Annotated in this window: 2 tRNA genes and 2 rRNA genes; all 4 read right to left on the bottom strand. The window is 48.7% G+C overall.

Annotation, left to right across the window (positions count from 1 at the left end):
- Window positions 1–43: 43 nt before the first annotated feature.
- Window positions 44–2,934: ribosomal RNA gene (locus tag HYG88_RS15050) — 23S ribosomal RNA — on the bottom strand.
- Between the two features lie 422 nt (window positions 2,935–3,356).
- Window positions 3,357–3,432, bottom strand: a tRNA-Ala gene (locus HYG88_RS15045).
- A 70-nt stretch (window positions 3,433–3,502) separates the two neighbouring features.
- A tRNA-Ile gene (locus HYG88_RS15040) sits at window positions 3,503–3,579 on the bottom strand.
- A 59-nt stretch (window positions 3,580–3,638) separates the two neighbouring features.
- A 16S ribosomal RNA gene (locus HYG88_RS15035) occupies window positions 3,639–3,718 on the bottom strand; the annotation flags it as partial.

Genomic DNA, 3,718 nt, shown 5'->3' with positions numbered 1-3,718 from the left:
TGTATTGAATTTATCTTGAATACAACAACTGTTTGGGTGTTGTATAGTCAAGCCTCACGAGCAATTAGTATTGGTCAGCTTCACACGTCACCGTGCTTCCACACCCAACCTATCAACGTCCTAGTCTCGAACGGCTCTTTAGAGGAATAAATTCCTAGGGAAATCTTATCTTGAGGTAGGCTTCCCGCTTAGATGCTTTCAGCGGTTATCCCTTCCGAACATAGCTACCCGGCGATGCGACTGGCGTCACAACCGGTACACCAGAGGTTCGTCCACTCTGGTCCTCTCGTACTAGGAGCAGATCCTCTCAAATTTCCAGCGCCCACGGTAGATAGGGACCGAACTGTCTCACGACGTTCTAAACCCAGCTCGCGTACCTCTTTAAATGGCGAACAGCCATACCCTTGGGACCTGCTTCAGCCCCAGGATGAGATGAGCCGACATCGAGGTGCCAAACACCGCCGTCGATATGAACTCTTGGGCGGTATCAGCCTGTTATCCCCAGAGTACCTTTTATCCGTTGAGCGATGGCCCTTCCATACAGAACCACCGGATCACTAAGACCTACTTTCGTACCTGCTCGACTTGTGGGTCTCGCAGTTAAGCGCGCTTTTGCCTTTATACTCTACGCGTGATTTCCGACCACGCTGAGCGCACCTTCGTACTCCTCCGTTACTCTTTAGGAGGAGACCGCCCCAGTCAAACTACCCACCAGACATGGTCCTCGCCCCGGATTACGGGGCAGAGTTAGAACCTCAACATTACCAGGGTGGTATTTCAAGGACGGCTCCATTGGAACTAGCGTTCCAACTTCAAAGCCTCCCACCTATCCTACACAAGTAAGGTCAAAGTTCAATGTCAAGCTGCAGTAAAGGTTCACGGGGTCTTTCCGTCTAGCCGCGGGTACACTGCATCTTCACAGCGATTTCGATTTCACTGAGCCTCTGCTGGAGACAGCGCCGCCATCATTATGCCATTCGTGCAGGTCGGAACTTACCCGACAAGGAATTTCGCTACCTTAGGACCGTTATAGTTACGGCCGCCGTTTACTGGGGCTTCGATCAAGAGCTTCGCTTACGCTAACCCCATCAATTAACCTTCCAGCACCGGGCAGGCATCACACCCTATACGTCCACTTTCGTGTTTGCAGAGTGCTATGTTTTTAATAAACAGTTGCAGCGGCCTGGTTTCTGTGGCTGCCAATAGCTCAGGGAGCAAGTCCCATCACCGTCAGCAGCGTACCTTCTCCCGAAGTTACGGTACCATTTTGCCTAGTTCCTTCAGCAGAGTTCTCTCAAGCGCTTTGGTCTACTCGACCTGACCACCTGTGTCGGTTTCGGGTACGATTCCTGTGTAACTGAAGCTTAGAGACTTTTCCTGGAAGCATGGTATCAGCCACTTCACTGTACAAGTACAGCTTGCTATCAGTTCTCAGCATAGAGTACCCCGGATTTGCCTAAGATACATGCCTACAACCTTCCACCTGGACAACCAACGCCAGGCTGACTTAACCTTCTCCGTCCTCTCATCGCATTACACAGAAGTATTGGAATATTAACCAATTTCCCATCGACTACGCCTCTCGGCCTCGCCTTAGGGGTCGACTCACCCAGCCCCGATTAACGTTGGACTGGAACCCTTGGTCTTTCAGCGAACGGGTTTTTCACCCGTTTTGTCGTTACTCACGTCAGCATTCGCACTTCTGATACCTCCAGCATACTTCTCAATACACCTTCATCGGCTTACAGAACGCTCCCCTACCACTTGACTATTGTCAAATCCGCAGCTTCGGCACATAGTTTTAGCCCCGTTACATCTTCCGCGCAGGCCGACTCGACTAGTGAGCTATTACGCTTTCTTTAAAGGGTGGCTGCTTCTAAGCCAACCTCCTAGCTGTCTATGCCTTCCCACATCGTTTCCCACTTAACTATGATTTTGGGGCCTTAGCTGGCGGTCTGGATTGTTTTCCTCTTGACTACGGACGTTAGCACCCGCAGTCTGTCTCCCGGATAGTACTCATTGGTATTCGGAGTTTGCATCGGTTTGGTAAGTCGGGATGACCCCCTAGCCGAAACAGTGCTCTACCCCCAATGGTATTCGTCCGAGGCGCTACCTAAATAGCTTTCGGGGAGAACCAGCTATCACCAGGCTTGATTAGCCTTTCACCCCTATCCACAAGTCATCCCCTGGCTTTTCAACGACAGTGGGTTCGGTCCTCCAGTTAGTGTTACCCAACCTTCAACCTGCTCATGGATAGATCGCCTGGTTTCGGGTCTACACCCAGCAACTAAACGCCCTATTAAGACTCGATTTCTCTACGGCTCCCCTATACGGTTAACCTTGCTACTGAATGTAAGTCGCTGACCCATTATACAAAAGGTACGCAGTCACCGAACAAGTCGGCTCCCACTGCTTGTATGCATGCGGTTTCAGGATCTATTTCACTCCCCTCACAGGGGTTCTTTTCGCCTTTCCCTCACGGTACTGGTTCACTATCGGTCAGTCAGGAGTATTTAGCCTTGGAGGATGGTCCCCCCATATTCAGACAAGGTTTCACGTGCCTCGCCCTACTCGTCATCATTGTGTGTGCCCTTTCGTGTACGGGAATATCACCCTCTACGTTCGCACTTCCCAGAGCGTTCCACTAGAACACACACAACTTAATGGGCTGATCCCCGTTCGCTCGCCGCTACTAAGGGAATCTCAATTGATTTCTTTTCCTAAGGGTACTGAGATGTTTCACTTCCCCTCGTTCGCTTCATAAGCCTATGTATTCAGCTTATGATACCCGCCTTATAGCGGGTGGGTTCCCCCATTCAGAAATCTCCGGATCACAGGATATTTGCCGCCTCCCCGGAGCTTATCGCAGGCTATTACGTCTTTCATCGCCTCTGACTGCCAAGGCATCCACCACATGCACTTAATTACTTGACTATACAACCCCAAACAGTCGTTAACACTTACAAGTGAGTGTTAGCGTTGCAAACTTAATTACTACTATTTGTTGTCTGTGAATTTAATCACCGTACAGCTTCAATCTAAATTCATATACCAAAACGCTTGATTCAGTGTTTTTGCTAGTTCTCAGATTAAATATTAATTTAACAATTACTTGTTATCTTCCTATTTAATCGAGTTTGAACAATTTATTTCAGACTCAAATTCTAATCTGTTAATGATTAACTACCGCCTCGTCAGCGAGTAGTAAACTGTGATAAATCACAGAAGTTAACAAGCTATTTGCTTACTAAGTTCTGTAATCTTTAGCTCTAAGCTTTGTTCTATGTGTGCCTGCGCACAGCATAGCTGTTTGCTTAAATTCTCGGACAAAGCGTTGCTTTGTTTACCCTCGAATTTGGTGGAGACTAGGAGAGTCGAACTCCTGACCTCCTGCGTGCAAAGCAGGCGCTCTACCAACTAAGCTAAGTCCCCAGCTTATCACTTAATGAACGATATATCTTCTCATCTAGCAGCTTGTGATTATTCATCACTTCGTCAGTAGTGGTGGGTCTGACAAGACTTGAACTTGTGACCCCACGCTTATCAAGCGTGTGCTCTAACCAACTGAGCTACAGACCCTCAGATACATCTTCGAAGAACAACTTGTTGTGGATTCTTACCGATCGTCAATCTTTCGTTAAGGAGGTGATCCAGCCGCAGGTTCCCCTACGGCTACCTTGTTACGACTTCACCCCAGTCATCGGCCACACCGTGGTAA

The organism is Acinetobacter sp. SwsAc4, assembly GCF_013391535.1.
Classification (GTDB): domain Bacteria; phylum Pseudomonadota; class Gammaproteobacteria; order Pseudomonadales; family Moraxellaceae; genus Acinetobacter.
Note: the sequence above shows the minus strand (reverse complement) of the source record. Positions and strands in the feature narration are given on the sequence as shown.